The sequence below is a fragment of the Mucilaginibacter sp. P4_E8 genome, from assembly GCF_056401495.1.
Genome location: NZ_JBFUJG010000234.1, coordinates 1 through 5010, shown reverse-complemented (window position 1 = coordinate 5010; position 5010 = coordinate 1). Strand labels below are relative to the sequence as shown.

Here is a 5010-nt window from a genome sequence, read left to right as displayed (position 1 = left end):
CTCCCTGGCGTAACCGTTAAATTAAAAGGGACAAATACAGGTACCCAAACCAATGCCGATGGTAAATATTCCTTAACCGCGCCTGCTAACGGAACGTTGGTATTTAGCTTCATAGGCTATAATACGCAGGATGCATTAATTGATGGCAAAAGTAACTTAAACGTTGTGATGCAGCCAGCTGCTCATGGCTTAAACGAGGTAATTGTTACCGCCTTAGGTATTTCGCGCCAGCAAAAATCATTGGGTTACGCGGCCCAGCAGGTTAAAGGCGATGACCTGACCGTTACCAAACAATCTGACTTAAATACAGCTCTGGCTGGTAAAATAGCCGGTGTACAGGTATTGGGTGGTTCGGGTGCAAAATTCGGTACTTCTACTATCCGTATCCGTGGGGTTAACTCATTATCAGGTGGTAACCCTATTTATGTGGTTAACGGTGTTATTACCGACCCTAATGCGGTAAACAACGATGATATTGAATCACTTACAGTTTTAAAAGGCCCTGCGGCAACAGCACTTTACGGCCAGCGCGCATCAGAGGGCGCTGTTGTTATCACGCTTAAAAAAGGTACTGATAAAGGTGTTGGTGTTTCTTTTAACCAGTCAACTACTTTTGAAAAAGTTTATCAGCTGCCTGATTATCAGAACGAATATGGTGGTGGTACCAGTTTAAATTGGAATACCTATACCTATCAGCCAGGTGTGTCTCCTACGTCAAATGCAAACTTTAATGGCGTAAAATATTATAACTATGGCGTTGATGAAAGCTGGGGCCCTAAAATGGATGGCACTTTATACGCACCATGGTATTTCTGGGATCCAACAAACCCTGGCTATGGTAAATTAAAACCATTTGTTCCTCAGCCAAATAACGTGCGTGATTTTTATGACACAGGTGTAACCTTCAATACAAACGCCGCGTTTTCAAAAGCTGCCGATAACTATAACTTCAGGGTTTCATACACCAATATTGACCGTACAGGTATCACGCCAAACAGTGATCAAAAACGTAACAATGTGGGTTTAAACGGCGAACTTAAGTTAACCAAGAAATTAACAGTAAGCGCCAATGTTAACTTTTCGCAAATCAATTCAAACAATATTCCTCAGGAAGATTATGGAAAGCAAACAGCAGGTTCCTTCAGCCAGTGGTTCCACAGGGATATTGACATTGATCAGTTAAAAAATTACAGGAGAGCTGATGGCTCCTACACTTCATGGAATATCACCGGACCAGACGATTTGACCCCTCACTACTGGGATAACCCATATACTGAGGTTTATGTTAATACCAATCAATCTAACAGCAATCGTGTATTCGGTAACCTGACAGCTTCTTATAGCTTTACCAAAGACCTGACTTTGTCATTTATAGCTCGTGAAGACCTTTTAAACAGGGATGACAACTCGCAGGTTGGTTCAGGAACTTTAAACCCTGATTCATACTCTCAGAGCCAGTACATGTATAAAGAGAATGATTATGTAGGAAGTTTATCATACAATCACACTTTTAAAGATCTATCTTTCAAAGCCGGTTTGTATGCAGAAACCCTGCAGGATCGCTATCGTTTTACCAGTGGTAATACTAATGGTGGTTTAGCTATTCCTGGCCTGTATACCCTGAGTAACTCTGTTGACCCGGCTACAGCATTTAGCTACAATGGTTTAAAACGAGTGAATAGCTACTACGGTTATACCTCATTTGGCTATAAGGATTTCTTATACCTTGATTTTAACTTGCGTAATGATAATTCTTCTACATTACCGGTACAAAATAATTCATACTGGTATGGCGGTCTTTCAGGTTCATTTGTTTTCACTGAATTAATGCCTAAAAATGACATACTTACTTTTGGTAAGTTAAGAGTTTCTGCTGCCAAAACAGGTTCAGATGCTCCTATCTACCAGATCTACCAGACATATACTACAAGCACAACTCCTTATGGTGGTTCGCCGGTGCAAACAGTACCTAATACCTTGTTTAACCCAAGCTTAAAACCATCCCTTTCTACTGCTTATGAAGTAGGTACCGAGTTGCATTTTATCAAAGACAGGATCAGGTTTGATTTTAACTATTATACCAGAAATACAAAAGATCAAATATTATCATTACCTGTTAATGGAACATCTGGTTATTCAACCGCGATAGTTAATGCCGGCGCTATTAAAAACAACGGTATTGAAATAAGTTTGGGTGGTACACCTGTAAAATCACAGGATTTTACCTGGAATGCTGATTTCAACATTTCATTTAACCATAATAAGGTTATCTCGATCTATCCTGGTGTTAATACTTTACAAGTATCTCCTGACGGACTTGGGGGTTATGGCTTATCACAGGGTAACCAGGCTGTAGGTGCAAAAAGCTTTGGCTTTGTTGGGTCACCAAGCTTTAGCGTTAACGGCGTAGTTGGTCAGTCTTATGGCCAGTTAATAGGCTCAGGCTTTACCCGCGATAAAAGCGGTAATATAGTTGTTGATGCAACTGGTATGCCAATTATCAATAACACGGTTAATTTAGGCAGTATGCTGCCAAGCTATACCGGCGGTTTTACCAACTCGTTTAATTACAAAAATGTAATACTTGCTTTTTCCCTCGACTTTCAAAAAGGAGGCAAATTTGTTTCAATTACCGAACAAAATCTTAACGGATCTGGCTTAGGTATTGAAACCGTAGGTAACAATGCCAAAGGCAATCCAAAACGTAACCCGGTAGCACAAGGTGGTGGTACGCTGGTTCAGGGTGTGCACGAAGATGGTTCTGTTAATACAACCTATGTTGACACCCGTCAGCTTTACGAATCTGCTTACAGCCAGATTTGGGAGAAATACACTTTTGACGCTACTTATGTAAAATTAAGAGAAGTTAGCATTGGATATTCATTCCCTAAAAAGATGCTGGGCAGATTACCTTTTCAAACAGCTTATTTTGGTATAACTACCCAAAACCCCTGGATGATCTATTCAAAAGTTAAGGGTGTTGATCCTTCACAACTGCAAACATCTTTTTATGAAGGTGGTCAGTTACCTAATACCAGAAACTTAGGGTTTAACATTAAGCTAACATTCTAATTGTCCAAAAGAAAAAATCATGAAAAAATCATATATAAGTAAGTATATAGTAGGGGCTGGTATTATAATATTATCCTCTTGTAAAGTAGGGGGGGATGTGAATGTAAGCCCTAATCAGTCGCCGAGCGCGGTTTCTGGTTTTATGCTCACCAGTGCATTACAGGCTATTGGTGGTATAAACGGTGCAGGAGCAACTACTAATATTAATTCATTTGCCGGCGAATTATATTCGCAATACCTGGCCGAAACCCAGTATACCAATGAATCATTATTCTCATTAAAGCAATACGATTATCAGGGTTATTATACCGGGCCTTTAACTGATTTGAAAACAGTAATTACAGTTAATACCGATCCTGTAAAGAAAAGTCAATCTATTGTTACCAGATTTGGTTCAAACAATAATCAGATTGCGGCTGCACGTATCCTTAGCGCTTTTGTATATCTAACCATGACCGACAGATGGGGGGATATACCATACACCCAGGCATTAAACGGCGCGGCTAATTTTTCACCAGCTTTTGATGCCCAAAAAGATGTATATGCAGCTTTGATGAAAGAGCTTGACGAGGCTCAGCAGCAATTTGATGACAAAGGTAATTTAGATGCAACTGCCGATATTTTGTTTGGTGGCGATAGTGGAAAGTGGAAACGCTGGGCCAATTCATTACACGCGATCATGGCATTAAGACTTTCTAAAGTTGATCCTACTACTGGTCGTGCGGAGTTTGCAAAAGCCGTTGCGGGTGGTTTGATGACCTCAAATGGTGATAATGCCACTTATAAATATCTGGCAGCGCAAACCAACGAGAATCCGTACTATAACAACTATCGTAATCGTTACGACTATGCGGTTAGTGGTTTAGTTGTTAATACGCTTCATAGTTTAAATGATCCGCGATTACCTGTTTATGCCGCGCCAACATCTTCAAATACTTACGTAGGCTTACCTTATGGCACCTATGCTGATGCATTGACTGCTTATTCAATAGGTACAAGGAGCAAACCAGGTAACATATCACAAATAGGTTTGGCTGTCTCAGATCAAAATTCTCCTTCGGTATGGACGTCTTACGCTCAGATATTATTTACCCAGGCTGAAGCAGCCCATTTAGGCTGGATACCTGGTGGGGATAATGCTGCAGCCAGTTTTTATGATCAAGGTGTAAATGCATCTTTAACTCAAAACGGTGTTAGCGCTACTGATGCAGCCGCTTATACGGCGCAAGCTACGATAAAGTTCTCTGCAAGCACGGCTATGGACCAAATCATGTTGCAAAAGTGGATTGCCGGTTTCTTAGGCAACGGATGGGAAACCTGGGCTGAATATCGCAGAACAGGATTACCTAAGCTCCTTGACCCGGTTCCGGGCTCACTAAGCCCTGGCCAGATGATCCCACGCAGGCAACAATATCCTCAAACCGAGCTTGACCAGAATAAAGCTAATTACAATACAGTTATTGCCCGTCAGGGTCCAGACGCTTTGAATACCAGGGTTTACTGGGATAAAAAATAATTATACTATATAATATAGGTATAAAAGCAAAGCCGCCCAATAAAGGCGGCTTTGCTTTTTTGTTATTCTATGTTTTGTGCGTTATTAAAAACTGGCAATAGTAGTTTTATTACTCCCGTTTCTGGGCAAAAAGCCAATCCCATAAACCCGGTGTAATACTAACCTGGTACCAAATGTTATGTCCTTCATGTTGAAACTCCGTATATTTTGGATTGCCTCCAGCTTTTTTCATGGCCTTGATCATATCCCTTGAGTTGCTAACAGGAACGTTCTTGTCCTGGGTACCGTGGAACGCCCATACAGCTACATTAACAATTCTTGAGGCAAGTTTAGGGTCATCTCCTCCGCAAACAGGTATCGCGGCAGCAAACATATCCGGACGCGTACATATAAAATGCCACGAGCCATACCCGCCTCTTGAT

The 5010-nt window shown here is 41.0% G+C and carries 3 protein-coding genes; 2 read left to right on the top strand and 1 reads right to left on the bottom strand.

Going from position 1 to position 5010, the window contains the following annotated elements; all coding sequences use genetic code 11:
- On the top strand, nt 1–3072 hold a 3072-nt coding region (locus tag AC1DRQ_RS29425; RefSeq protein ID WP_477429376.1), incomplete at its 5' end, for a SusC/RagA family TonB-linked outer membrane protein.
- A 19-nt stretch (nt 3073–3091) separates the two neighbouring features.
- Nucleotides 3092–4588 (top strand): SusD/RagB family nutrient-binding outer membrane lipoprotein, encoded by a 1497-nt coding sequence (locus tag AC1DRQ_RS29420; protein ID WP_477429374.1) that lies wholly within the window; start codon nt 3092–3094, stop codon nt 4586–4588.
- A 109-nt stretch (nt 4589–4697) separates the two neighbouring features.
- Here AC1DRQ_RS29420 and AC1DRQ_RS29415 read toward each other — a convergent pair.
- Nucleotides 4698–5010, bottom strand: a 313-nt coding sequence (locus AC1DRQ_RS29415; RefSeq protein WP_477429372.1) for a carboxylesterase family protein, incomplete at its 5' end; no start/stop codon positions are given.